At 67.8% G+C, this 24172-nt stretch carries 26 protein-coding genes; 15 read left to right on the top strand and 11 right to left on the bottom strand.

The genetic code is table 11. The features are described 5' to 3' along the window. Nucleotides 1–29: 29 nt before the first annotated feature. Nucleotides 30–833 (bottom strand): 2,5-didehydrogluconate reductase DkgB, encoded by an 804-nt coding sequence (gene dkgB / locus CCR98_RS11505; protein WP_087922708.1) that lies wholly within the window; start codon nucleotides 831–833, stop codon nucleotides 30–32. A gap of 118 nt (nucleotides 834–951) precedes the next feature. Here dkgB and CCR98_RS11500 point away from each other — a divergent pair, with 118 nt between their 5' ends. Then, complete coding sequence (locus tag CCR98_RS11500; RefSeq protein WP_087922707.1) at nucleotides 952–1854, top strand: LysR substrate-binding domain-containing protein; 903 nt, start codon at nucleotides 952–954, stop codon at nucleotides 1852–1854. Between the two features lie 152 nt (nucleotides 1855–2006). Here CCR98_RS11500 and CCR98_RS11495 read toward each other — a convergent pair whose 3' ends face one another. Next, a complete protein-coding gene (locus CCR98_RS11495; RefSeq protein WP_087922706.1) occupies nucleotides 2007–2483 on the bottom strand; it encodes a MerC domain-containing protein in 477 nt (158 codons plus the stop codon). Nucleotides 2484–2515: 32 nt separating this feature from the next. Here CCR98_RS11495 and CCR98_RS11490 point away from each other — a divergent pair, with 32 nt between their 5' ends. From CCR98_RS11490 to CCR98_RS11455, 8 genes are all read left to right on the top strand, one after another. Continuing rightward, entirely contained in the window at nucleotides 2516–3049 is a 534-nt protein-coding gene (locus CCR98_RS11490; protein ID WP_087922705.1) for a DUF2796 domain-containing protein, read from the top strand. Next, complete coding sequence (locus tag CCR98_RS11485; protein ID WP_087922704.1) at nucleotides 3046–3741, top strand: ATP-binding cassette domain-containing protein; 696 nt, start codon at nucleotides 3046–3048, stop codon at nucleotides 3739–3741. Before CCR98_RS11490 ends, CCR98_RS11485 begins: the two co-directional genes overlap by 4 nt. Further along, nucleotides 3734–4987 (top strand): ABC transporter permease, encoded by a 1254-nt coding sequence (locus CCR98_RS11480; RefSeq protein WP_087922703.1) that lies wholly within the window; start codon nucleotides 3734–3736, stop codon nucleotides 4985–4987. Before CCR98_RS11485 ends, CCR98_RS11480 begins: the two co-directional genes overlap by 8 nt. 2 nt (nucleotides 4988–4989) lie before the next feature. Beyond that, a complete protein-coding gene (locus CCR98_RS11475) occupies nucleotides 4990–5541 on the top strand; it encodes a DUF3299 domain-containing protein (RefSeq protein WP_087922702.1) in 552 nt (183 codons plus the stop codon). Further along, nucleotides 5531–6163, top strand: a complete 633-nt coding sequence (locus CCR98_RS11470) for a DUF3299 domain-containing protein (protein ID WP_087922701.1) — start codon at nucleotides 5531–5533, stop codon at nucleotides 6161–6163. Before CCR98_RS11475 ends, CCR98_RS11470 begins: the two co-directional genes overlap by 11 nt. Next, nucleotides 6163–6909, top strand: coding sequence for a hypothetical protein (locus CCR98_RS11465; RefSeq protein WP_087922700.1), 747 nt, complete (start codon nucleotides 6163–6165; stop codon nucleotides 6907–6909). The genes CCR98_RS11470 and CCR98_RS11465 overlap by 1 nt, the downstream gene beginning before the upstream one ends. 180 nt (nucleotides 6910–7089) lie before the next feature. Continuing rightward, entirely contained in the window at nucleotides 7090–8622 is a 1533-nt protein-coding gene (locus CCR98_RS11460; protein WP_087922699.1) for an MFS transporter, read from the top strand. A gap of 4 nt (nucleotides 8623–8626) precedes the next feature. Then, nucleotides 8627–9184 (top strand): TetR family transcriptional regulator, encoded by a 558-nt coding sequence (locus CCR98_RS11455; RefSeq protein ID WP_087922698.1) that lies wholly within the window; start codon nucleotides 8627–8629, stop codon nucleotides 9182–9184. 102 nt (nucleotides 9185–9286) lie between these two features. Here CCR98_RS11455 and CCR98_RS11450 read toward each other — a convergent pair whose 3' ends face one another. Then, nucleotides 9287–10168 carry an AraC family transcriptional regulator gene (locus CCR98_RS11450; RefSeq protein ID WP_087922697.1) on the bottom strand — a complete coding sequence of 294 codons (882 nt, stop codon included), beginning with the start codon at nucleotides 10166–10168 and terminating at the stop codon, nucleotides 9287–9289. Between the two features lie 106 nt (nucleotides 10169–10274). Between CCR98_RS11450 and CCR98_RS11445 the strand changes: the two genes are divergently transcribed. Then, on the top strand, nucleotides 10275–10811 hold the full coding sequence (locus tag CCR98_RS11445; protein WP_049396107.1) for a peroxidase-related enzyme: 537 nt from the start codon (nucleotides 10275–10277) through the stop codon (nucleotides 10809–10811). Between the two features lie 38 nt (nucleotides 10812–10849). On the opposite strand, the gene fdhD is transcribed toward CCR98_RS11445, so the two are convergent. Continuing rightward, the gene (gene fdhD / locus CCR98_RS11440; RefSeq protein WP_087922696.1) at nucleotides 10850–11698 is read right to left on the bottom strand and encodes a formate dehydrogenase accessory sulfurtransferase FdhD; all 849 of its coding nucleotides are present in this window, start codon (nucleotides 11696–11698) and stop codon (nucleotides 10850–10852) included. A 244-nt stretch (nucleotides 11699–11942) separates the two neighbouring features. Between fdhD and CCR98_RS11435 the strand changes: the two genes are divergently transcribed. The 3 genes from CCR98_RS11435 to CCR98_RS11425 all read left to right on the top strand — a co-directional run bounded on the left by CCR98_RS11435 (nucleotide 11943) and on the right by CCR98_RS11425 (nucleotide 15246). Further along, complete coding sequence (locus CCR98_RS11435; protein WP_087922695.1) at nucleotides 11943–14228, top strand: FdhF/YdeP family oxidoreductase; 2286 nt, start codon at nucleotides 11943–11945, stop codon at nucleotides 14226–14228. Next, the gene (locus tag CCR98_RS11430) at nucleotides 14221–14589 is read left to right on the top strand and encodes a hypothetical protein (RefSeq protein ID WP_232463006.1); all 369 of its coding nucleotides are present in this window, start codon (nucleotides 14221–14223) and stop codon (nucleotides 14587–14589) included. Before CCR98_RS11435 ends, CCR98_RS11430 begins: the two co-directional genes overlap by 8 nt. A 117-nt stretch (nucleotides 14590–14706) precedes the next feature. Continuing rightward, nucleotides 14707–15246 (top strand): DUF411 domain-containing protein, encoded by a 540-nt coding sequence (locus CCR98_RS11425; RefSeq protein WP_087922694.1) that lies wholly within the window; start codon nucleotides 14707–14709, stop codon nucleotides 15244–15246. 142 nt (nucleotides 15247–15388) lie between these two features. On the opposite strand, the gene blaL1 is transcribed toward CCR98_RS11425, so the two are convergent. The 4 genes from blaL1 to CCR98_RS11405 all read right to left on the bottom strand — a co-directional run bounded on the left by blaL1 (nucleotide 15389) and on the right by CCR98_RS11405 (nucleotide 20221). After that, nucleotides 15389–16261, bottom strand: a complete 873-nt coding sequence (blaL1, locus tag CCR98_RS11420; RefSeq protein WP_087922693.1) for a L1 family subclass B3 metallo-beta-lactamase — start codon at nucleotides 16259–16261, stop codon at nucleotides 15389–15391. Nucleotides 16262–16356: 95 nt separating this feature from the next. Continuing rightward, a complete protein-coding gene (locus CCR98_RS11415) occupies nucleotides 16357–18783 on the bottom strand; it encodes a TonB-dependent receptor (protein WP_087922692.1) in 2427 nt (808 codons plus the stop codon). A 71-nt stretch (nucleotides 18784–18854) separates the two neighbouring features. After that, nucleotides 18855–19700: a FecR domain-containing protein gene (locus tag CCR98_RS11410; protein ID WP_087922691.1), complete on the bottom strand. Its 846-nt coding sequence runs from the start codon at nucleotides 19698–19700 to the stop codon at nucleotides 18855–18857. After that, nucleotides 19697–20221 carry an RNA polymerase sigma factor gene (locus CCR98_RS11405; protein ID WP_087922690.1) on the bottom strand — a complete coding sequence of 175 codons (525 nt, stop codon included), beginning with the start codon at nucleotides 20219–20221 and terminating at the stop codon, nucleotides 19697–19699. The genes CCR98_RS11410 and CCR98_RS11405 overlap by 4 nt, the downstream gene beginning before the upstream one ends. 204 nt (nucleotides 20222–20425) lie before the next feature. On the opposite strand from CCR98_RS11405, the gene CCR98_RS11400 reads away from it, so the two are divergent. Next, a complete protein-coding gene (locus tag CCR98_RS11400; protein ID WP_087922689.1) occupies nucleotides 20426–20692 on the top strand; it encodes a hypothetical protein in 267 nt (88 codons plus the stop codon). A gap of 9 nt (nucleotides 20693–20701) precedes the next feature. Continuing rightward, nucleotides 20702–21874: a low temperature requirement protein A gene (locus CCR98_RS11395; RefSeq protein ID WP_087922688.1), complete on the top strand. Its 1173-nt coding sequence runs from the start codon at nucleotides 20702–20704 to the stop codon at nucleotides 21872–21874. An 8-nt stretch (nucleotides 21875–21882) separates the two neighbouring features. On the opposite strand, the gene CCR98_RS11390 is transcribed toward CCR98_RS11395, so the two are convergent. From CCR98_RS11390 to CCR98_RS11380, 3 genes are read right to left on the bottom strand one after another with little or no spacing between them, the layout of a single operon-like run. After that, entirely contained in the window at nucleotides 21883–22428 is a 546-nt protein-coding gene (locus CCR98_RS11390; protein ID WP_087922687.1) for a DUF1697 domain-containing protein, read from the bottom strand. Beyond that, a complete protein-coding gene (locus CCR98_RS11385; RefSeq protein ID WP_087922686.1) occupies nucleotides 22425–23066 on the bottom strand; it encodes a response regulator in 642 nt (213 codons plus the stop codon). The genes CCR98_RS11390 and CCR98_RS11385 overlap by 4 nt, the downstream gene beginning before the upstream one ends. Further along, a complete protein-coding gene (locus CCR98_RS11380; RefSeq protein ID WP_087922685.1) occupies nucleotides 23059–24114 on the bottom strand; it encodes an ATP-binding protein in 1056 nt (351 codons plus the stop codon). Before CCR98_RS11380 ends, CCR98_RS11385 begins: the two co-directional genes overlap by 8 nt. Nucleotides 24115–24172 lie beyond the last annotated feature (58 nt).

Raw genomic sequence — 24172 nt, 5'->3', positions numbered from 1 at the left:
TCGCATGCCGATACGGGGTCACGCGCCGCTCAGTCCCAGGCCGGTGCCAGGCCCGGCGGATCGACTTCGCGGCCGTTGCGCTCAAGCGCGGCGATCGCGGCCATGTCATCGTCATCCAGGCGCAGGTCCTGGGCGAGCAGGTTGCTGGCCAGGTTCTCGCGCTTGGTCGACGACGGAATGACCGAGTAGCCGCGCTGCAGCGCCCACGCCAGCGCGACCTGGGCCACGGTGGCGTGGTGCTTGTCGGCGATGGCGGCCAGCACCGGGTCCTTCAGCACCTTGCCGTAGGCCAGGGTCATGTAGGAGGTGACGGCGATGCCCTGGTCCTGCAGGAAAGCGGTCAGCGCCGGGTTCTGCAGGTAGGGGCTCAGTTCGATCTGGTTGGTGGCGATCTCGCCTGCGCCGACCACCTCGATGGCCTGCCGCGTCAGCGTGATGTTGAAGTTGGACACACCGATCTGGCGGGTCAGGCCCAACGTCTTGGCTTCAGCCAGCGCGGTCATGTACTCGCGCAGTTCAACGCCATTGCCCGGCGCCGGCCAGTGGATCAGCAGCAGGTCCACATGATCGGTGCGCAGCTTGGCCAGGCTGTCGCGCAGGCTCGGGATCAGCTTGTCGGCGGCGTAATTGTCCACCCAGATCTTGGTGGTCAGGAACAGCTGGTCGCGCGGCACGCCGGATTCGGCGATGGCCTGGCCGACCTCGGCTTCGTTGCCGTAGATCTGCGCGGTGTCGATCGCACGGTAGCCGAGCTCGAGGGCGTTGCGTACCGAGTCGATGACGGTCTGGCCGGTCAGGCGGAAAGTGCCGACGCCAAAGGAAGGAACGCTCATGGTGGACTCCAGGGACTTCGTTGAGAGCCGGTGGGCTCGGGACAGGGCGAAGTGTGGGTGCTTTACATTTGTTGATTAAGCTGTGTATACGGGAAATGCTTTTGCGCCGAGGTAAACAATGAAAACCACCCTGGATGAGCTGAAGGCCTTCGTTGCGGTGGTCGACAGTGGCTCGATCACCGCAGCGGCCGAAGGGCTGGAGCTGACCATCTCGGCCACCAGCCGCACCCTGGCGCGGCTGGAGGACAAGCTGCAGACCACGCTGCTGCGGCGGACCACGCGGCGGCTGGAACTGACCGAGGAAGGCGCGGCGTTCCTGGAGTACGCGCGCACGATCCTGGCCACGGTCGACGAGGCCGAGGAACAGATGGCCGCGCGACGCCTGCAACCGGTCGGGCGCCTGCGCGTGGACGCGGCCACGCCGTTCATGCTGCACGTGATCGTGCCGCTGCTTGAGGGGTTCCGTGAGCGCTACCCGCAGGTGGAGCTGGAGCTGAATTCCAATGAGGGCATCACCGACCTGATCGAGAAACGCACCGACGTGGCGTTCCGCATTGGCGTGCTGCGCGATTCCACCCTGCATGCACGGCCGATCGGCCACAGCCGCATCCGCGTGGTGGCCAGTCCCGAGTACCTGCGCCGGCACGGCACGCCGACGCGCGTGGAGCAGCTGCGCACGCATGACCTGCTCGGCTTCACCCAGCCCAGTTCATTGAACGAGTGGCCGCTGCTCGATGACGATGGTGGGCCGTTCGTGATCGAGCCGGCCATCGCTTCGTCCAGCGGCGAGACGCTGCGGCAGATGGCGGTGGCCGGGCTGGGCATCGCCTGCCTGTCCGATTTCCTGACCCGACAGGACCGGCGTGAGGGCCGTCTGGTGCAGCTGTTTGCCAGGCAGACGCAGGACGTGCGGCAGCCGATCAACGCGGTGTACTACCGCAACACCGCGCTGGCCGCGCGCATCACCTGTTTTGTCGACCACGTGACGCAGACGCTGGGGCAGCGACCGTTCGACGAGTGAGGGTGGGTAGAGCCGGCCGCTGGCCGGCATGCCCTGTCCGCCGGATCACCGCGGATGCCGGCCAGCGGCCGGCACTACCGTTGGCTGCGTGAATGTTTCAGTAGATCCACGCCATGCGTGGATGGGGGCTTCCCGCCGGCCAGCGGCCGGCGCTACCGGCGGCGGTGCAGCGCGCGCCGGTTGCCGATGTGTGCGCACGCCAGCAGCACGCCACCGCTGGCCGTCGCCACGCCATGCCAGAGCAGCGATTCCTTCAGCGGTAGATACAGCGAGGCCGACAGCAGCAGGACGGCGCCGAGGCAGGCCAGCTGCACAGGCCGCCAGCGCCCATGCCGATGCACCCCGGCGGAGGTACTGGCCAATGCCAGCGAAGAGGCCAGCAGCGCGAACAGACATTCCCAGCGCGACATCATCAGCAGCAATGTCATCGCACCATGGCCGGGGTGTTGGAACGAACGCAGCGCCATCATCGCCGCCGGCACGAAGGCGAGCAGCAGGGGCAGGGCGATGCAGTGGGCGGCGCAGGCGAGGGACAGCCAGGCGCCGGCCAGATCAACGCGGGGATGCCAGCGTGCCGAAGTTGGCGGCTGGGCCAGGGCCCTTGCGGGCGTCGTGGGGATGTGGTCCATAATGTTACATAGTAACAATTGGAGCCTCCCCCATGAAGCGTTCTGCTGCTCTTTTCCTGCTGCTGGCTGCCAGCGCCGCACAGGCCCATGATGTCCGCCAGCTGGGTGCGCACGTACACGGCCAGGCCACCGTAGATCTCGCGCTCGACCAGCAGACGCTGGAATTCGCCCTGCAGGCCCCCGGCATCGGCATCCTTGATTTCGAACGGCCGCCGGCCAATGCGGCCGAACAGGCGGCGTTGGCGCGTGCGATCGCGCTGCTGAAGGACGGCCGCTGGGTCACCCTGCCCACTGCTGCGGGCTGCCGCCTTTCCGGCAACGATGCCAAGGCCGAGGGCTTCGATGCGATGGCCACGCCGCCGCCGGCAGGACAGCATCGGCATGCGGGATTCAGCGCAACGCTGCAGTACCACTGCGCCAGGCCGGCCGAGCTGCGGGCCATCGTCGTGCGCCTGCCCGCGCTGTTCCCGGGCCTGCACGAAGTGATCGTCAACAGCGCAACTCCCCATGGCCAGAACCGCAGCGTGCTTACCCCGGACAACCTGCGCGTGGTGCTGGCACCGTGAGCATGCGACCGGTGATTGCGTTGGATGATGTGCAGTTCGGCTATGGCCGACGGCTGGTGCTGGATGTGCCGCGGCTTTGGATCGAGCAGGGCAGCAGCGTGTTGCTGCGCGGAATCAGCGGCGGTGGCAAAAGTACGCTGCTGGGCCTGTTGGCCGGTGTGCTGCTGCCTGCCAAGGGCAGCGTCGAGGTCGCCGGCCACGCGCTGCAGGCAATGCGCGGGGCCGCACGGGATCGATTCCGTGCCGATCATCTGGGCGTGATCTTCCAGCAGTTCAACCTGCTGCCGTTCCTCAGCGTGCGCGACAACATCGCGCTCGGCCTGCGCTTCTCGCGCCTGCGCAGTGAGCGCATCAGTGGTTCGGTGGATGCCGAGATCGTGCGCCTGCTGCGCGCCCTGCAACTGGACCCGGCGCTGATGCAGCGGCGCTCGGGCAGGCTCAGTGTCGGCCAGCAGCAACGCGTGGCGGCAGCACGCGCCCTGATCGGCCGGCCGGCGTTGCTGCTGGCCGATGAGCCCACTTCAGCGCTCGACCGCGAAGCGGCGACCGCCTTCCTGGAGCTGATGTCCGCGCAATGCCAGGCGGCCGGCACCACGGTGCTGGTGGTCAGCCATGACGACAGCCTGCAGCCATTGTTCGATCGCACGATTTCACTGTCCGAGATCAACCAGGCAGGTGCCGGCCATGCTTGAGCTTGCCTGGGCCAGCCTGCGCAGCCGCGCGTTGAGCGTGGGCCTGACCGTGCTGGTCATCACCCTCAGCGTGGTGCTGTTGCTGGGCGTCGAACGTGTGCGCACGCAGGCGCACGAGGGGTTCGCCAGCACCGTGTCGGGCACCGACCTGATCGTGGGCGCGCGTTCGGGGCCGGTGAACCTGCTGCTGTACTCGGTGTTCCATATCGGTGACCCGACCAACAACGTGTCCTGGCAGTCCTACCAGGCGCTGTCCGCGATGCCACAGGTGAAGTGGGCGGTGCCGCTGTCGCTGGGGGATTCCTGGCGCGGCTACCGCGTGGTCGGCACCAGCGGTGGCTACTTCGAGCACTATCGCTACGGCGCAGGGCATGCGCTGGCGTTTGCGCAGGGGCGGGCATTCGACGACCTGTATGACGCGGTGATCGGTGCCGACGTGGCGCGCGCGCAGAAGGTCGGTCTCGGCGATGAGATCGTGCTCGCCCATGGCACCGGTGCGGTCACGCTCGCCATGCATGCCGACAAGCCATTCCGCGTTTCCGGCATCCTGCAGCGCACCGGCACGCCGGTTGATTCGTCGTTGCTGGTCTCGCTGCCGGCGATCGAGGCCATCCACCTCGACTGGCGCTCGGGTGTGCAGCTGCGCAGCCAGAGCGTCAGTGCCGAGCAGGCGCGCCACCTCGATCTGACCCCGACCAGCATCACCGCGTTCATGCTCGGCCTGAACTCGCGCATCGCAACCTTCTCGGTGCAGCGCAGGATCAACGAGTATCCCGAGGAGGCGATGCTGGCGATCCTTCCCGGCGTGACGCTGCAGCAGCTGTGGCAGTCGCTGGGCACGGCCGAGCGCGCCCTGCAGCTGATCAGCGCGATGGTGGTGCTGCTGGGCATGGTCTCGCTGGTGGCGTTGCTGGTCTCGACGCTGCAGGAGCGGCGGCGCGAGATGGCGATCCTGCGTGCGACCGGCGCACGGCCGGGTTACATCGCAGGTCTGCTGGTGGTGGAAGCGGTGGCGACCAGTGCCGTGGCCTGCGTGCTGGCGTTGGCGCTGCTGGTGGCCGCCAGCATTGCCGGGCGTGGCTGGGCGCTGGCGACCTTCGGCCTGTCGATCACCCATGTGTGGCCCGATGGCCGCGAACTGGCGTGGGTGGCCGGCGTTCTGGCAATCAGCACGGCGGCCGGGCTGGTGCCAGCGTTGCTGGCCTACCGGCGCACGCTTGCCGATGGCCTGTCGCCGGGAGGCTGAGCATGCGCTGGTTGCCGATGTTGCCGATGTTGCTGGTCCTGGCCGCCTGCGAACGCCCGGTCGATACCGGCGTACAGGCCCTGCCTCCCTCGCCGGTTGTTGACCGCGATGACCCTGCAGGCGCCACAGAGCAGGAGCTGGATTGGCTGCAGATGATGCCGAAGGACGAGCTGGCTGCGCTGGAGCGGGGCGAGGGCCCGGAGGTCGAGCACAACGGCAACCGGCGCATGCCGCAGTTCGGCACGTTCCGCACCGTGGAGACGGTACTGCAGCGGCCGGTGCGCCTGCCCGGCTACGTGGTGCCGCTGGCCAACGCGCAGGACGGGCGCCTGACCGAATTCCTGTTCGTGCCGTACTACGGCGCCTGCATCCACGTGCCGCCACCGCCGCCGAACCAGATCGTGCACGTTGTGCTGCCGCGCCCGATCGCGATGCCGGACATGTACTCGCCGTTCTTCCTGGCCGGCACCCTGCGCGCCGAACGGTTGGATGACGATCTGGCCGGTTCGGCCTACACCATGCGCGATGCTCAGCTGAGGCCGTATGAACCGTAATGTCCTGATCGGATTGACGTGCTGCCTGGGCTTGCTGGGGTGCACGCAGGCAGGCGGGGACGCCACGACCGTCGCCGCTGCACCGGCACCGGCCGCAGTGCCGGCACAGCCCGTCGCGGCTGAAGCACCCATCGACCGTTGGGATGCGCTGCGGCCCGATGAAGTGACCTACCAGCGCCCACCGCCGCAGATCGGCCTGTCACGCAATGGCATGGACGGGGTGGGCGGGCTGATCGACGACACCGGCTCGGGCACGCCACCGGGGCAGGAGATCGACCACTCCAGCCCGGACCGCGCCAAGCAGTTCGGCTCCTCGCAGGTGGTCGATGCTGCCGATGGCCGCACCGTGGACCTGGATGGCTACGTGGTACCGCTCGGTACCAACGACGCAGGATTGGTGGATGAACTGCTGTTCGTGCCGTTCTATGGCGCGTGCATCCACGTGCCACCACCGCCACCGAACCAGATCATCCATGTGACCCTGGCGAGGCCGATCGCGCTGGGCGACCTGTGGGATCCGTACCGGTTGGCCGGCCGCCTGCAGGTGAAGCGCTTCGATGCGGATATCGCCAGCGCATCGTACGATGCCGCAGCGGCAACGCTGACGGCGATCCACAACTGATGCGCGTGCGCTGGACCATCGTTGCAGCAGCCTTGCTGGTGGCGGTGGCGCTGCTGGTGTGGTGGCAGCGGCAGGCTGCACCCATCGCGCCACCCGCGATCGCATTTCCGCCGCCTTCGTCCGGTGCCCGCCAGCGCATCGAACAGCGCCTGGGGGATGACCATGCCTTTCGCAACGACGTGCTGTTCCTGCTGGCGGCGACCCTGCGCGACCGCTGCCAGCCGGCGCAGGCGGGACTGCTGGCGCGCATGGCCAATCGTGCATCGCTGCCGGTGCTGGCGGCGATCAGCACGGTGACCCAGCAGGATCCATCACTGGACCAGCCGATCTACCAGTACATCCAGCATCGGGCCGACGCGACGCCGTGTGGCCAGCCGCTGCAGATGCCGTTGGCCGGTGGTCACAGCATGGCGGTGGACATCGAGCAGTACGCGCGCACCTTCCCGGACAGCTATTTCGACCCGCAGCGCAGCAGCGAGCCGCGGGATTTCGGCGGACTGTCGCTGCAGCAACGCGCAGGGAATGCCTGCAACAGCGTGGTGTATTCGGTGTTGCCGCTGGGCGGCACCGATTGGCGGTGCAGCAGCCTGCGCGCCAATGCCCGCGCGCGGGTGCGCAGGCTGTGCGAGGACGAACTGCGGCGCCAGCACGGAGGGACGGGCGGGGAACTGGACATGGCCGTGGGGCAGGGCATGCAGGCCGCGGTGGTGTCGGCGATTGCCGCGCTGCCGGAAGACTGCCGATAAGCGTTTACCCGTAGAGCCAGGCCATGCCCGCCCGTTTCAGTAGAGCCAGGCCATGCCTGGCTGGCGGTTCAGCCAAGCGGGCCCGTCTCTACAAACCCTGAACCGGTGGATCCCGAAGATCATAACTATACAGGACATCCGGTATAGTTATGGCCGTACTCCACCCCATCAGGTTCTCCCATGGCTTTGTCCCAGCCCTTGGCCGGTGCTCCGGCCCTGTCGCGCGCCCGTCGCTGGGCGCTGTTGTTCACCGTCGCCGCCGGCCTGTTGCTGGTCACGCTCGACAACTCCGTGCTGTACACCGCACTGCCCACCCTGACCGAGGAACTCTCGGCCAGCGCCGGCCAGGCGCTGTGGATCATCAACGCCTATCCGCTGGTGATGGCCGGCCTGTTGCTCGGCGCCGGCACGCTGGGCGACCGCATCGGCCACCGCCGCATGTTCCTGATCGGCCTGGTCGTGTTCGGTATTGCCTCGCTGGCAGCGGCGTTCGCCGACACCGCAACCCAGCTGATTGCCGCGCGCGCGTTCCTGGCGGTCGGTGCCGCAGCGATGATGCCGGCCACGCTCGCGTTGATCGGCCTGAGCTTCCACGAAGAGCGCGAGCGCAACATCGCCATCGCGATCTGGGGTTCGGTGGCGATCGTCGGCGCGGCATTGGGCCCGATCATCGGCGGCTGGCTGCTGCAGCACTTCTGGTGGGGTTCGGTGTTCCTGATCAACGTGCCGGTGGTGGTGGTGGCCTTCGTCGCCACGCTGCTGCTGGCGCCGGAAGGACAGCGCGACATCTCGCGGCCATGGGACCTGGTGTCCTCAGTTCTGGCACTGGCCGCACTGTCCGGCCTGGTGCTGGCGATCAAGTCGCTGATCGCTACGCCGCCGTCGTATGCGCTGGGCGCAGGCGCGCTGCTGCTGGCGGTCATTTCGGGCGCGGCGTTCGCGCGCCGCCAGCAGCAGCTGCCGTACCCGCTGCTGGACTTCGCGATCTTCCGCAATCCGGCGTTCCTGGCCGGCACGCTGTCGGCGGTGTTCACCCTGTTCGCCATGGCCGGCCTGCAGCTGGTCACCACCCAGCGCTTCCAGCTGGTGGCGGGCTTCACCCCGCTGCAGGCGGGCCTGCTGGTGTCGGTGGCGGCGCTGGGCAGCCTGCCCAGTGCGCTGCTGGGCGGCAGCATCCTGCACCGGGTCGGCCTGCGCCCGCTGATCTGCGGCGGCTTGGCCGCAGGTGCGCTGGGTGTCGGCGTGGTGGCATTCGGTTTCCCGCACGGCCTGGGTTGGGTGGTCGCCGGCATGGCCATCACCGGGTTCGGCATGGGCTCGGCCATCTCGGTGGCGTCCACCGCCATCCTCAACAACGTACCGGCGCACCGTGCGGGCATGGCCTCGTCGGTGGAAGAGGTGTCGTACGAATTCGGCGGCCTGCTGGCGGTGGCGATGCTGGGCAGTTTGAGCGCAGCGATGTACGGCGCCTTCCTGCCGGCCTCGGCCGACATGCCCGAGCTTGCCCGCGAAGGCTTCACCCAGGCGCTGCACGTGGCACGCGAAAGCGGGCAGGGCGAGTGGTTCGCCCTGGCCACGGCCGCGTATGACCGTGGCTACCAGATCGTGCTGCTGGTGATCACGGTGATGCTGGCGCTGGGCGCGACGATCATCGCGCGCCTGCTGCGTGGCCGCGTCGGCAGCCGCGAGGGCGCGGCCGATCGCGTAAAATGACGCGATGAGAACCAGCAAGCGCGAACGCATCCTCGACGCCGCCGTCAACGTGATCAATCGTGACGGCGTGCGCGCGGTGACCTTCGAGTCGGTGGCGGCCGAGGCCAAGCTGACCCGTGGCGGGCTGCTGTACCACTTCCCGTCGCGCGAGGCACTGCTGCGCGGCATCGACGAGCACCTGGTGCAGGCCTGGGAGACGTCGATGGAATCGCTGCTGGGCAAGCGTGCGGAGGAAGCATCGGCGCTGGAGCGCTACCAGACCTTCGTGCGCGTCTCGGCACAGAGCGCTACCCGTGCCGAATTGATGTTCATGCTCGAATCGGCCGACCCGGACGCCGAAGAGCGCCCGTGGGGCCCGGCGGTACGGCGCTGGGCGCCGCTGCCGCCGTCGGCCGGGCAGGATGACCCGGCCGCGCTCGACAATTTCGTGGCGCGGCTGGCGGCCGATGGCCTGTGGATCTACGAGGCGATGTACGAAGGGCAGCTGGATGAAAGCGTGCGCGGCCAGGTGGCCGAGCGCATCGCCGGGCTGCTGGCGAAGCCCGATGGGGCGTCCAGCTGAGCCGTCGGCCGACGCGCGGATATCGCTCTTGGTAGCGCCGACCGCTGGTCGGCTGCTCAGGAAAGTCCCACGCCTCGCGCGATAGTCGACCCGCAGTCGACTCTAGCCGGCCTGCGCTGCGGTTGCTGCCAGCCACGCCCTCGGCGACGCCCCCAACCGCTTGCGGAACGCCTTCGACAACGACGCGGTATCGGCAAACCCCACCTCGATCGCCACCTGCTTGACCGCCACGCCCGCCCGCAGCTGCGCGCAGGCCAGGCTCAGCCGCCAGTCGAGCAGATAGCTGGCCGGCGTCGCCTGCATCATCTCCTTGAACACGGCCGCGAACGCGCTGCGCGACATGCCGGCGGTCGCGGCCATGCGTGGCAGCGTCCATTCGTCCTGCGGCGCCTGGTGCATCGCCACCAGCGTGCGCGCCAGCCGCGCATCCGACAGCCCGCGCATCAGCCCATGACTGACGCCCGCTGCATCGGGGTGGTCCACCACCCAGCGCAGGATCTGGATCAGCGCCACCTCGAACAGGCGGTTGGTCAGCAGCCGTGAACCGCAGCGCCGGCGATCAGCTTCGGCGAACAACAGGTGCAGGGTGTCATCCAGTTCGCCAATCGCGGCCAGCGGCACCACCATCACCGGCGGCAGCGACTGCACGATCGGATTGCGTGCGCCGCCATCGAAATCCAGCGTGGCGCAGGTGAAATCCGGGCCCTCCAGTGGTGCATTGAAGAACACATGGTGCAACGGTTGCGGATACAGCAGCAGGCTGGGGACATCGATCTTCAGCCGCGGCAGCGCGGTATCGCCATCGGGATGACGGACCTCCATTTCACCCCGGCGAAGGATGTGCAGGAACGCACGACCAGGCTGCGGCGCGAAGACATGGCGCCCGCACAGCGGACCGCTGTGGAACAGCGCGGCCTGCACCCGGAAGCGTTCCAGCAGGGAGGAAAGGCGGTCGGGCGCAGAGGTGTCGGCGGGCAGGTGCATGGATGAATGGACAATAGGTGTGGATGATTACGAATCATTCGTCCAGTGAGTCTACCTAGGATGACCGGGTCGTCCAATCCCGGGCGCTTTCCCAAGGAGATCCACCATGTCCCGTGTCCCCCTGATCGATGCCGCCAACACCACCGCCGACCGCCAAGCCCTGCTGGGCCAGGTCCACGCCGCGTTCGGCGCCACCCCGGCCATGTTCCGCGCCGTGGCCAATTCGCCAGCCGCGCTGCAGAGCATGTGGGGTTCGTTCGGCGCACTCGGCGGCGGTCGCCTGTCGCCGCTGCTGGGCGAGCAGATCGCCGTGGCCATCGCCAACCGCAATGCCTGCGAGTACTGCCTGGCCGCGCACACGGCATTGGGCCGCAAGGCCGGTGCCAGCAGCGAGCAGATGGCCGCCGCGCAGATCGGCCAGTCCAGCGATCCGGCCACGTCGGCGGCGCTCGACTTCGCGTTGAAGGTGGTCGAACAGCGTGCGCAGATCGCCGACGGTGATGTGCAGGCGCTGCGCGCAGCCGGCTTTGATGACGAGCAGATCGTCGAGATCCTCGCCCATGTGGCGCTCAACCTGTTCACCAACTATGTCAACGTGGCGTTCGACGTGCCGGTGGACTTCCCGAAGGTGGCGCTGCGCTGAGGTGTATCAGGCCGGGGGCGCCTTGCTCCCGGCCGTTCTCAGCTGTCGTGGCTGTCGTCCGGCCGGAGCCGTTCGGGATGGGTATACACATTGAATCCGTTTTCCCGCGCGAACCCGACCAGGCACAGGCCGGCACTGCGGGCCAGGTCGATCGCCAGCGCGGTCGGCGCCGACACCGCGGCCAGCACGCTGGCACCGGCGCGCACCGCCTTGCTGACCATTTCGTAGCTGGCGCGGCTGGAAATCACCAGCAGGCCACCGTCGATGGCGTGTTCGTTGTGGTGCAGCGCGCCGATCAGCTTGTCCAGCGCATTGTGACGACCGACATCCTCGCGCACCCAGCCGATCCGGCCGCTGGCATCGGCCCAGGCCGCGGCGTGGGTCGAACCGCTTACCGCATTCATCGGCTGGTGCTGCGCCAAGGTGGCCAACGCCCGCTGCAGGGCGGCGGGCGGGTAACGGCGTCGCTCGCGGATCTGCGGCAGCGGGCGCAGCACTTCTTCCAGCTGGCGTGTGCCACACAGGCCACAGCCGCCGCGACCCGGCAGCAGGCGCCCGTTGGCCGGATCCAGGTCAGCACCGGGCGCCGCTTCGGCCACGGTCATCTGCAGTTCGATGCCTTCCAGCTGCGGGCGGATGTCGATCGACAGCAGCTGCGAGGGGGTATCGATCAGCCCTTCGCTGAGCGAAAACCCGAGTGCAAAGTCCTCCAGGTCGCAGGGTGTGGCCATCATCACTGCGAAGGCGGCGCCGTTGTAGCGCAGCGCAACCGGCACTTCCTCGGCCACCACGTCGACCTGCTGCTGGTGCCCCTCGCTGCGCCAGCGCTGCAGCGGGCGCTGGGCCGTGCCGGCAGGCGGGGTGTGCGGCGGGGTCGAGTCAGGCATGCAGCGCGTCCGGGCAAGGGAAATACGCAGGTGGTGAACCACCCACGGCTTCGAGAATAGCGCAGTGGCCGGGCGCTGACGCGGGTGTAACCGTTGTCATGGCAGGCTGCGCTGAAAACAGCGCGCACCTACTAGCGAAGCCGTGCAGGCCGTGTTTGACTGTGAGGATGGCTGTGCGTTCGAAAGCGCCGCCGGACCGCGTTGTGCCCATTGTTGCCGCGTTCCTCCCGTCAGGTTCCCGAACATGTCCGAGCAGAAGCCGCCGCGTTACAAGCCCTACAACCAGCCGGCCGGTGGCTGGGGCGCTGCCGGCGCCACCGCGAAGGTGCTGCTGCAGCAGAGCGTGATCGGCAAGGGGTCGAAGGCGCTGCTGGCGATGAACCAGCCGGGCGGCTTCAAGTGCCCGAGCTGCGCGTTCCCCGATGCGGACGAACGCAAGAAGCTGGAGTTCTGCGAGAACGGCGCGAAGGCGCTGGCCTGGGAAGCCACCCAGTTCCGCGCCGGGCGTGAGCTGTTCGCCCAGCACACCGTCACCGAACTGATGGCGCAGACCGACTACTGGCTGGAGATGCAGGGCCGGCTGACCGAGCCGATGCGCTACGACGCGTCCACCGACCATTACGTGCCGTGCAGCTGGGACGAGGCCTTCGCGCTGATCGGCCGCCACCTGCAGGCGCTGGACAGCCCGCACCAGGCCGAGTTCTACACCTCCGGCCGCACGCCCAACGAAGCCGCGTTCCTGTACTCGATCTTCGTGCGCGAGTTCGGCACCAACAACTTCCCGGACTGCTCGAACATGTGCCACGAGCCGACCAGCCGTGGCCTGCCGCCGGCCATCGGCGTGGGCAAGGGCACCATCGTTCTGCAGGATTTCGAGCACGCCGAGGCGATCTTCGTGATCGGCCAGAACACCGGCACCAATTCGCCGCGGATGATGAGCAACCTGGTCGAGGCGCGCAAACGCGGCATCCCGATCGTGGCGGTCAACCCGATGCCAGAGCGCGCGCTGATCCGCTTTGCCGAGCCTCAGGACGTGGTGCAGATGGCCACGTTCGGATCGACCGAGATCACCAGCGAGTTCGTGCACATCCGCATCGGCGGCGACCTGGCCCTGATCAAGGGCATGATGAAGGTGATGTTCGAGCGGGAAGCGCAGGGCGAGCGCGTGCTCGACCACGACTTCCTGGCCGAACACACCGTGGGCCTGGAGGCGCTGCGCGAGGACGTGCTGGCGCAGGACTGGGACCAGATCGTGCAGGTGTCCGGCATCTCGCAGGCGCAGATCCGTCGTTGTGCGGAGATCTACATGCGCTCCAAGGCCACCGTGATCTGCTACGGCATGGGCCTGACCCAGCACCAGTACGGCTCGCGCCTGCTGCAGCAGGTGGCCAACCTGCTGATGCTGCGCGGCAACTTCGGCAAGCCCGGCGCCGGCATCGGGCCGATCCGCGGGCATTCCAATGTGCAGGGCGACCGCACCGTCGGCATCGACGAGAAACCCAAACCGGCCTACCTGGACCGGGTGCAGCAGGTGTTCGGCTTCGATCCGCCGCGCGAGCATGGTCATCACGTGGTCGAATCCATCGAGGCGATGCTCGATGGCAGCGCCAAGGTATTCATCGGCCTGGGTGGCAACTTCATCCACGCCGTGCCCGACACGCCGCGCGCGTACGAGGCGATGCGTGGCCTGGAGCTGACGGTCGGCATCGCCACCAAGCTCAACCGCGGGCATCTTGTTCATGGCCGCGATGCGCTGATCCTGCCAGTGGTGGCGCGCTCGGAGCGCATCGTCACGCCGGCCGGCGAGCAGTTCGTCACCATCGAAGACGCGATGTCGAACGTCACCGCCTCGCGTGGTGTGCTGGAACCGGTCAGTGCGGAGGTATTGCCCGAGGTCGAAATCGTCTGCCGCATGGCGATGGCCACGCTGCCGCACAGCAGGGTCGACTGGGCCGGGTGCATGCATGACTACACCCCCATCCGCGAACTGATCGCCGCCGTGTACCCGGAGATCTACACCGGCTTCAACGAGCGCATCCAGCAGCCGCACGGCTTTCATCTGGACATTCCGCCGCGCCGCCGGGTGTGGCCCACGCCGAACGGCAAGGCCAACATCCTGGTGATGCCCGGTCTGGACGTGGACGATCCGGTGCACGACCCGGACATGCTGCGGCTGGCCACGGTGCGCTCGCACGATCAGTACAACACCACCATCTACAGCTACAACGACCGCTATCGCGGCGTGTACAACGATCGCATGGTGTTGTTCATGAACATCGAGGACCGGCTGGCGCGCGGGCTGGAGAAGGAAGCGCTGGTCAGCCTGGAGACGATCAGTGGCGATGGCGTGCAGCGGCGCATCGAGGGCCTGACCGTACTGGACTACCCGATGCCGCGCGGTGCGCTGGCCGGTTACTACCCGGAACTGAACCCCTTGTTACCGCTGGACTACTACGACCGGATCAGCGGCACGCCCGCGGCCAAGTCGATTCCGGTGCGGATGCGGGCGATGGCAACCGCGCTTGCGTGACGCGCGCATCGGCTATCATCGCCAGGTGAACCTGCCTGGCCTGCTGCTGCGATGGATGCTGCTCGTTGCCCTGGTGCTGAACGCACCGGCGCTGGCGTTTGCCTCATCGCCGTACACCATGGCGGCCGATGCGGATCACTGCGCCGCACCGCATTCCGCTGCCATGCCCGGATGCTGCGACGAGGCAACATCAACGGTCTGCCAGAGCAATGAGTGCGAATGCCCGCCGGCCTGTCTCGGCATGCCGGCTGCCCTGAGCGGAACCGCGCCGTCGCCCTGGCGTGAGGCACCTCTGGCGGCCAGCGCCCAGCAACGCGCATCGCCGCCAATGCCGGACCCGTTGCGGCCGCCCATCGGTTGATTCCCTGCGGGCGTGCTGCGTCCGCCACGAAGTGCTCGACTCATTCTCGACTCTGCCTGCGCCTTCGATGCGCAGGCAGCGGGCCGCGTTGCCCGCATCTGCAAAGGAATCAACACCATGAACCGTTCTCTCTCCCTCGGCCTGCTGCTGGGCACCGTGCTGGCCAGCACCGCCTGCGCACGTGCAGCTGAAGAATCGCCTGCCGCACCGGTTGCCAGCCAAGCCCCGGCGGCACCGATCAAGGCCAGCCCGTCGCAGGTGGATCCGGCACTGCCCATCGCCATCGTGCACAAGACCGCCAGCTGCGGCTGCTGCGGCATATGGGTCGACCACCTGAAGGCCGAAGGCTTCCAAGTGGATGTGCGCGATACCGATGACATGAACCCGATCAAGGTCCGGCTGGGTGTGCCGGTCGGCAAGGCCTCCTGCCACACTGCCGAGATCGGTGGTTACGTGGTTGAAGGCCATATCCCGGCCGAAGACATCAAGCGACTGCTGGCCGAACGTCCGGCGGCGCGTGGGCTGGTGTTGCCGGGAATGCCGGCCGGTTCGCCGGGCATGGAAATGCCGGACGGCTACGTGCAGCCGTATACCGTTGAACTGGTGCGCAACGATGGCACCACCGAGCCGTTCGCCCAGCACGGGCAGGGTAGCTGAGTGACGGCGGGTGCCGGTCGTCCTGACCGGCACCCTTCAACGCGCCCCGTGTAGAGCCGAGCCTATGCTCGGCTTGCTCTTTGTAGTGTCGAGCCATGCTCGACTGCTCTGCTTCAGTCGAGCATGGCTCGACGCTACAGAATCAGCGGGCCCCGGCGACTTCCTTGGCCAACTGTGCGTCGAACTTCTTCTCGGCCGCATCCGCGTAGGCCTTGCAGCTCAGCACATTGGCGCTGGCCTTGCTGCCGGCGGCGTAGTTCCAGTTGCTTGCGCCGGGGTGCGGGGTCAGCAACACGTCGCAGGGAAGGTTGCGCACCGTAGTAAAGCTGTTTCGATAATCTTCAATCAGGCGTGGATAGCGGGCGTTGCCCTGCAGCTGGTATCCAGGGGCACTCAGGCTGTCGGCGTAGGCGATGCGCACCGGCTTGCCGTCGCGGGTATCGGTCCAGGTCCAGGCGGTGCTGCCCGGCGTATGCCCCGGCATGAAGTGCGCGGTGAACGCGATGCCGCCCACCGTGACCACCTCGCCATCCATGATGATGCGGTCGGCATTGGCCGGCGGATAGGTGATGTCATCACCAAAGTGCAGGTCATTGCTGCCGCCGCGCGCGAGCAGCACCGCTGATTCGGCGTTGGCCGCCACTTTTGCACCGGTACGGCGCTTCAGCTCCGCCACCGGCCCGGCATGGTCGGCGTGTGCGTGGCTGAGCAGGATCAGCCGCAGATCCTCCGGTGCCACGCCGCGCACCTTCATGTTGCTGATAAGGTGGCTGGCCATCTGCGGCATGCCGCCGTCGAGCAACACCGCGCCGTCAGCGGTCTGCACCAGCAGCGCGGTCAGGTCCTGCGTGCCGATCTGCCAGGTGTGGTCGGCGATCTGCAACGGTGCCATCGGCTGCAGCCAGGACGCATCCACGGTGTAGGCCCGCAACTGCGGCAGTGGTGCCTCGGCGGCGCTGGCGTGAGCGGCCGGAAGCGCAGCGGCAAGGGCGAAGGCGAGCAGGGAACAGCGCATGATTCACATCCGTTTGAAGGAGGCCCAGAAGCTAGCATGGACCTCCTCCATCACGGTGCGCATAGATTTCATGGCTCCCATAACGGGGCCGTGACTCAGTACCGGTACTGCCACCCCAGCGTCAGCACCCGGCCGCGTCCGGAGAAGTAGCCCGGGTTCGACGGCGTCGTCTGCGAGTAGTAGCTGATGTACTGCGTGTTGGACAGGTTCTGCACACCCAGCGTGAAGGCGTGCTTGTCCAGCGTATAGCGCGCGACCAGATCCACGGTGGTGTAGCCCTTGAACTCGGCCACGCGCGCCCCGTGCAGGTCGAAGTCGCGGTCGAAGGCGTGGCTGGCCTGCAGGCGGGTGCTCAGCTGCGGCGTCCAGTTCTGTTCCCAGAACGCGGTCAGCCGGTTCGGCGCGATGTTGACGCCTGCCAGGTCGCTGTCCAGGCGGCCATCGATGTTGGCATCGTAACGGCCGTTGGCGCGCGCATAGCCCAGGCCAAGGCGGCTGTTGCCCAGGCGCAGGCGCAGATTGGTTTCGAAGCCTTCCACGCGGGTGGCCTGGCGCTGCACGTTGTAGGCATCGATGCCCGCGTCGTAGACCAGCACCGAGCCGAGCTTGGATTCGGACGTGTAGTAGGCAATATCGCCGCTGAAGCGGCCATCGTCGTACTCCAGGCCGATCTCGCGGTTGTCCGACACCACCGGCGACAGATCCACCAGGCTGTCCACGCGCTGCCCGTCACGGTTGATCGCACGCAGCACACGGCCGACATCGGCCACGGTGTAACCCTCCGAGTACGAGGCATAGGCATTGAGGCGATCGTTGATGTACCAGACCGCGCCGAAGTTGGGCAGCGTCTCGCTCATGGTCGGCTTGCCGCCGGCCACCTTGCGCGCGCCATAGCGGGGCAGGGTGGTGTAGTCGCCTACTTCCAGCTCGCCCTTCTCGTAGCGCAGGCCACCGGACAGCATCAGGTGGTCGGTCGGCCACCAGTGCAGCTGCAGCAGCGGCGACAGGCTCTGGTAGGTGGTGAGCGGCACCCAGTTCATGCCGCTGGCCAGCAACACCTGGTGGGTGCGATCACGCAGGCCGTCCAGGCCCAGGGTCACGTCCAGCGTGGTGCCGGCGATGCGGCTCCAGTTCTGGGTCAGCTTGAAGCCGCGCTTGTCCGATTCGTTCTGGGTCTGGTCCCAGGCGGCATTGGCGCCGGTGTTGCCCCATGGGTCCCACTGGCTGGCGCCATAGCGGCCTTCGAAGTCCACCGCGAACGCCTGCGCCTGGAAACGGCCACCCAGCAGATCGGCGGCGCTGTAGTCCAGCGTCAACGAACGCGAGCGGTTCATCGGCGGGTCCAGCGGTGTGTCACCGGGCACCGAAAGGGTCGGGCGGCCGCTGCGGTAATCACCGTTCACCGCCAGGTAGTTGTCCAGTCCGCGCAGTTCGTAGCGGCTGGCCATCAGCTGCAGGCGCTGGCCCTCGGCAATGTTCCAGCCGAGCTTGGCGAACACGTTCGACGAGGTCGAATCCATCAGTTCGCCCTGCGCATTGGTGCCGATCGAGCGCCCCTCGCCGTCATGGAACAGGCCCTGGCGCTCGTAGGCCAGGCCGGCCACCAGGTCGAACTGCTCGCCGCGCATGCCCACCAGTGCCGACGCGCGCTGGCCGTTGTCGTCGTGGCGGCGAGGCAGGGCGGCGCTGTAGCTGAGGTTGCTGTCGAACAGGAACGCTTCGGGCTCACTGGGCGCACTGCGGGTGATGATGTTGACGATGCCGCCGGTACCGCCGATGCCCTGCAGGGCGTTGGCACCGTGGATGACTTCGATGCGTTCGATCATCGCCGCATCGATGGTGTGCGAGTCACGCGAGCCATCGCGCAACGGCGTGGACTGCGGCACGCCGTCGACCATGTACAGGATGCCGCGGCCGCGCATGGTTTCGCCGTAGTTGGACATCTTCTCGCGAGCAGGCGCAAATGCCGGGATCTGTGACGAGAGTACGCGCGAGACATCCGAGCCCAGCGCCAGTTGCTGCGCGATGTCTTCGCGGGTCAGCACGGTGATGGTGTTGGGCATGGCGGTCTCGCCCTGCGGCATGCGTGCGGTGGACGCCGATACCGTGACGCGGGCCAGTGAGGTGGCCGCGGCCTGCGGCGCGGGGGGCGCAGGCGCGGTGGCCTTGGCCGGTGCCGGTGCAGTGGCCGCCGCGCTCAGCACGAAGACGCCCGGCGAGCGTTCCTGCAGTGCCAGGCCCTGGCCGGCCAGCAGGCGCTGCAGCGCCTCGCGCGGGGTGTAACGGCCGTCCAGTGCCGGTGCGCTGCGCCCGCCGACGCTTTCCGCGGCGAACAGCAGCTGGATGCCACTCTGCCGGGCCAGCGCGTTGAGCGAGGCCTGCAGGGAGCCTGCGGGCAGGTGGAACTCCACCGCGGCCGGTGCCGATGCCTGGGCGGCGGCCGGCAGCGCGGCGCACAGGCAGGCGGCAAGCAGGGTGGGGGCCAACCGGCGCAGTGCGGCAGGCGGGACAGGGCGGGTCATGTGGAGGTCCTTCGGAGGGGTTCAGACACCTGCCGGATGGGAGGGGGCGCAACCCACCCTCGTGGCGGCGATCAATCGCGGGCGCGCAGGTGCAGGCTGCCATCGGCGGCGGTCTGCAGCTGCACCGGCAGGATGTCCGGCAGCAGTGCCACGGCGGTCTCGGCGCGATCGGCATCGAACACGCCCGAGACCAGCAGCGGGCCCAGCGCCGGGTCATCCAGCACGATCGGGCGGTCGTGGTAGCGCTGCAGGATGCGCAGCACCTCCGACAGCGGCAGCCGATCGAACTGCAGCCGCCCATGGGTCCAGTCGGCCCGATCCGGGCTGACGGCTTCGGGGGGCGACAGCGATCCTGCCTGGGCCAGCAGGCGCTGGCCCGGCTTCAGCCGCTGCTCGGCCTCGCTGCCGTCGACGCGCACGCCCACCTCGCCGCGCCACAGGGTCACCTCGCTCAGATCGCCTTGGCGGTCCACATCGAACACGGTGCCGTAGTTGCGTACATGCACCGGACCGGCATCGACCTGGAAGCGGCGCCAGGCCGAGTGCTGCACCTCGAAGCGCGCCTGGCCGCGCACCAGCAGCACCTGCCGCGAGCGCAGATGGCGGCGTACCTGCAGGCGGGTGCCGGCATCAAGCAGAACCTCGCTGCCGTCGGGCAGGGTGACGTTGCGGCGTTCGCCGACGGCGGTCTGGTAATCGCGTACCTGCCAGGCCGGGTCGGCCGCCAGCAGGGTGCCGGCGGCCACCAGCAGCAACGCCAGCGCGGCCTTGGTGGGGCCAGCACTACGCCGGCGCTGCAGTGCTTCAGGGCTGGGCAGCGGGAAGCGTTGCTTCAAGGCATCGCGGTGCTGCTCCAGTACCTGCTTGGTGGAGGTGGGTGGCGGTGGTGGTTCGGAAGGGGCGGGCGTGCGGCTCATTGCAGCCCCGCCTGCAGGCGGCAGTCCGCCATCGCCAGGCGCAGGTGGCGCTCCACCGCCTTCAGGCCGATGCCCATGCGCTGCGCGACCTCCGCCTGTGGCAGTTCGTGGATCTTGTGCAGGATGAAGACCTGCTGGCGCCGGCAGGGCATCCGCTCGATGGTGATGCTCAAGTACTCAAGCGCGTGCATGCCCTGCGCCTGCTGCTCGGGCCCGGGGCGCGGGCAGGCGCCCTCGGGCAGTTCGGCGCGCGGTTCGACCCAGTGCCGGCGCAGGTCTTCGGCGCGGCAGCGGTCCACCGCAGCGTCGTGGGCGATCCGGCGCAGCAGCGCGATCGGTTGCCGTGCGTCATGCGCCGGCGGTCGCTCCAGCAGGCGCACGCAGACATCGTGGACCACTTCGCGGGCCAGCCCGGGCGAGTGGAAGCGGCGACGCAGGTAATCCACCAGTTCCTCGTAGTGGCGCACCAGCGAAGACACCAGCGGCAGCGCAGGCGTGTGGGGTGAAGGCAGCTGGGACATCCGGACCGGCAGCAAGGACGAAGGGCGGGCGCGGGGAGGGCATCCCTGCGTGATGACGCAATACTAATGGGAACTGTTCGCGTTTGCCATGCGCGGCCGGCCGCGCCGATTGTTCGCGGCGGCTGGAAAGTGAAACCACGATCATCGGCTGGAGCGCAGAATCGGCCCGGGCTAGCCTGCCTGGGGATTCAAGGAGATCGACGGATGCATGTGATTCTGGTGATCACCGCAGGCGTGCTGCTGCTGGGGGTGTTCCTGTTGTTCGGCCATCTCTGGAGCGTGGCCACCTCGCAGCTGCCCACGGCGCTGATTGCATTCATCGCCACCTGGCTGCTGGTGGCCGTGGCCAACATGTGGGTGGGGGTCAGCAGGGCCGGTTATGCAGTGCGCGAGGAGCTGCCGATCCTGCTGCTGGTGTTCGCCGTGCCGGCGCTGCTGGCCGGCTTCCTGTACTGGCGCCTGGCGCGCTGAAGGAGTTCCATGAGTACCCGACTGCGCCTGCCCGCGCTGCGCCACCGCGATGGCCATCATGCCCGCGTGACCTACGAAGAACTGTTCTTCGACCTGGTCTACGTGTTCGCGGTCACCCAGCTCAGCCATCACCTGCTGCACCACCTGGACCTGGCCGGCGTGCTGCAGACGCTGGTGCTGTGGTTCGCGGTCTGGCTCGGCTGGCAGTACGCCTGCTGGGTCAGCAACTGGTTCGACCCTCAGGCGCCGCGCATCCGTGGCCTGTTGTTCGCGACCATGCTGCTGGCGCTGTTGATGTCCTCGTCCATTCCCGAGGCATTCGCCGACCGCGCATGGATGTTCGCCGGCGCCTACGCCACGATGCAGGTGGGGCGAACCGCGTTCGTGCTGCTGGAGGTCGGCCGCAACCATCCGTTGGCGCCGAATTTCCGCCGCATGCTGGCCTGGGTCAGCGTCGCGGCCTGCTTCTGGCTGGCCGGTGCAGCGGCCGAGGGAAACCTGCGGCTGGCACTGTGGGCGGTGGCGGTGGCCTGCGAGTACATCTCGCCGATGTTCGGCTTCGCGTTCCCGGGCATGGGGCGTTCGCACACCCGCGACTGGACCATCGAGGGCGGTCACCTGGCCGAACGTTGCCAGTTGTTCGTTATCGTCGCGCTGGGCGAGACGTTGCTGGCCACCGGTGGCGTGCTCAGCGAGGTCGGGCACTGGAGCCTGCAGGTGGTATCCGCGGTGCTTGCCACCTTCGCTGGCACGATTGCGATGTGGTGGCTGTACTTCGGCATCTCCAGCCGTGATGCCACCGAGGCCATCACCCACGCCGACGACCCCGGGCGGATGGGCGCCAACTTCCATTACGTGCATGCACTGCTGATCGCCGGCATCATCGCCACGGCAGTTGGCAACGATCTGGTCATGGACCACCCGCACTCCGCAGTGACGCCGGTGTATGCGGCCGTGCTGGTGGCCGGCCCGTTGATCTACCTGTTGGGCAGCTCGCTGTACAAGCGGGTGGTGTATGGACGCGCACCTCACTCGCATTTGATCGGTGCGGTAGCGCTGGGCGTGCTGGGTTTCGTATTGCCGCACGCTCATCTGCTGGCCGCTGGCTGGTTGACCAGTGCGGTGCTGCTGGCGGTGGGGTTGATGGACACGCGGTTGAAGCACCGCCTGCAACGGCGGTGATCAGCTCTCTACCGTCTCCCTCCACCGTCTGCGTTGACCTGGCCAAGCGCGGCGGCCATTGCCGCAAGCTTGCCGACCGTGTTGAGGTTACGGGCGGTGCCCTGCTGGGCATAGGGAATCCGCAGGCGTGAGTCGGCCATGCCGTCGCCATAGTGGACGAAGATCTCGCGGGTACCCAGCGCCAGCTGCTCATCGCGCAGGCCGGTCACCCCGGTCAAGGGATCGGTGGGCAGTACCCCATCCACGAACAGCGCGACCACGCGATTGCCGGCGGCATGCGGAAACGGATTACCGGCGGCAACCGCTGCGATCTCGGCTGCGGAGCGCACCAATACACCCACCGGTTTTCCGGCATAGGCCTGCAGCCGTTGGCCAAGGGCTTTCCGCACGCCGGCTTCGCCAAGTCCGCTACGGAACACCACGTTGCCGCTGGCGATATAGGTGCGGACGTCGGTGAAGCCGGCCTCTTCGCACATCGCCACCAGTTCAACCATCGGCAGCTTGCCGGTGCCGCCGACATTGACTGCGCGCAGCAGCGCGACATGCACGCTCATGGGGTACCTGCCTGCAAGCGGTCGTACATCCGCACCAGGTCGACCAGGGTGCGTGCGCCCATCTTGCGCATCACCTGCGCGCGGCGCACCTTCACGGTGATCTCGCTGACGCCCAGGTCGCCGGCGATCTGCTTGTTGAGACGGCCGCGCACCACGCCATCGACCACCTCGCGCTCGCCCGCGTTGAGCGTGTTCCAGCGCTGCTGCAGGGCGTCGAGCGCCTCGCCGTCGCGACGGCGCTGGCGGTCGATTTCGATGCCTTTGTGGATCGCATCCAGCAGTTCCTGGTCACGGAACGGCTTGGTCAGGAACTCGATGGCACCGTCCTTGATCGCGTTGACGCCCATCGCGATGTCGCCGTGGCCGGTAATGAACACCACCGGCAGCTGCAGGCCGTGGCTGCGCATGGTCCGGTGAAACTCCAGTCCGCTCTGGCCGGGCATGCGCACGTCCAGCACCAGGCAGGCCGGTGCGTCCTCCAGTTCGTGTTCGAGGAACGCCTGGGTGGAGGCGAAGGCTCGTACCTGCAGGCCCATCGAGGCCAGCAGGTCTTCCAGCGCGGCGCGCACCGACGGATCGTCGTCGATCACGTAGACGATGGGTGCCGGGTCGGCGATGGGTGCAGCGGGCTTACGCATGGGGGGAATCCGTGGCGATGGGCAGGTCGAACACGAAGCAGGCACCGCCGCCTGCCGGTCGTTCGGCGCGGATCTGGCCGTCATTGGCCTCGATCATCGAACGGCTCAGGCTGAGCCCGAGGCCCAGGCCGTGTGACTTGGTGGTCCAGAACGCATCGAACACGCGCTCGGGATGGTCGGCGGGCAGGCCGACACCGCGGTCGCGCACACTGAGGCTGACCCGCTGGCCGTCACGACGGGTCAGCAGTGACAGGCGTCGATCAGCGGCGGGCACGGCTTCCATCGCGTCCACCGCATTGAGGATCAGGTTGCCGATCACCTGCTGCACCTGCACGCGGTCGGCCTGCACCAGTGGCAGGTCGGCATCGAGCAGCAGCGCCACGGCCACGTCATGCTGGTCCAGCTCGCTGCGCGACAGCGCGAGCATTTCCTCTACAGCCTGGTTCAGATCGAAGGCGCGCCGTTCCGGTGCGGCACCCTGGGTCAGGCCACGGATACGGGCGATCACGTCACCGGCACGATGCGCATCGGCCAGGATACGGGCCACGGTCTGCCGTGCCTTGTCCACGTTTGGTGGGTCCTGTGCCAGCCAGCGCTGGCAGGCCTCGGCGCTGCTGGCGATGGCCGCCAGCGGCTGGTTCACCTCATGGGCGATGGAGGTGGTGAGCTCGCCCACGGTGGAGGCGCGCGCCACGCGCAGCAGGCGGGCCTGCGCTTCCTGCACGGCGGCCTTGGCCGCTTCCATGTTCAGGGCGAGGTAGGTGGTGATGCCGATCACCAGCATGCCGATCACCGAGTTGACCAGGCCGATGCGATAGGTGCCGAAGCGGGTCAGGAAGAAGCTCAGCCCGGTCAGTACGATGCAGGCGATGGCCAGCGTGATCAGCCCGCGCGCACTCAATACGCGCGATGCCGCGAGGATGACCGCTGCGTAGAAGCAGGCGGCGGCGACGGCGTAATCGGTGACGGTGTCGATCAGGAAGATCGCCGCCATCACGACGATCAGGACCAGCAGCACCAGGGGGCGACGGGGCGACAGCGATGGCATCGGGACGGCTCCCTGGCGTGGGGGGAAAGGATAGCAAAGCTGCCATTGGTGGATGCCG

It is taken from the genome of Stenotrophomonas sp. WZN-1 (assembly GCF_002192255.1).
In the GTDB taxonomy this organism is placed as follows: Bacteria; Pseudomonadota; Gammaproteobacteria; order Xanthomonadales; family Xanthomonadaceae; genus Stenotrophomonas.
This window is presented reverse-complemented; position numbering and strand designations above follow the sequence as displayed.